The sequence below is a fragment of the Chryseobacterium sp. DT-167 genome (assembly GCF_058310155.1).
In genome coordinates this window covers 1-592 of record NZ_JBZEEQ010000094.1, presented here as the reverse complement: position 1 = coordinate 592, position 592 = coordinate 1, and the positions used below count along the sequence as shown (strand labels likewise).

Below are 592 nucleotides of genomic sequence, written 5' to 3'. Positions count from 1 at the left end.
CGTGAGGCTGATCGACCGGCGGACATCGAGGGCGTGGGTCGCGACGTCCGAGCCGGCGACGGTGGCGGTCCCGGCGTCGGGGTGCAGGAGCGTCGAGAGGATGCGGATCATCGTCGTCTTGCCGGCTCCGTTCGAGCCGAGGAGGGCGAAGACCGTGCCGGGCGCGACGTCGAAGTCGACGCCGCGGAGGACGCGGAGGTCCTTGTAGGACTTCTCGACGCCGCGGACGCTGATGGCCGGTCCGGTCGTCGATCGGTCGGGAGCAGTGCTGGTGGTCATGATGCTGTCCCTTCTCATGGTGCTCGCGTCAGCGCGAGCGGTTGATGACGATGTCGCCGAAACGCGTCCGGGCGCGGACGGCGACGGTGGGAGATCCGGCGCCGGGAGCCGCATCCCCGGCGAGGTCGTTGCGCACGCGTCCGTCGGAGGACGAGAGATCGAGCCACGCCGCGACACCGGGGAGGACGCCTATCGAGACCGCGCCGTGCCCGCTCTCGACCTGGACGGAGCCGCTCGAGACGACACCGACGTCGAGGCTGCCGTAAGCGGTCTTCGCGGTCACGGAACCGCGCGCCGTCTCGATGCCGAGGTC

At 70.8% G+C, this 592-nt stretch carries 2 protein-coding genes; both read right to left on the bottom strand.

Annotated features, from left to right (window positions below):
* The coding region (locus tag AC4FQ5_RS19945) for an ATP-binding cassette domain-containing protein (protein ID WP_491146397.1) at nt 1-279 on the bottom strand (279 nt) is incomplete at its 3' end.
* A 28-nt stretch (nt 280-307) separates the two neighbouring features.
* The coding region (locus tag AC4FQ5_RS19940; RefSeq protein ID WP_491146394.1) for a DUF4097 family beta strand repeat-containing protein at nt 308-592 on the bottom strand (285 nt) is incomplete at its 5' end.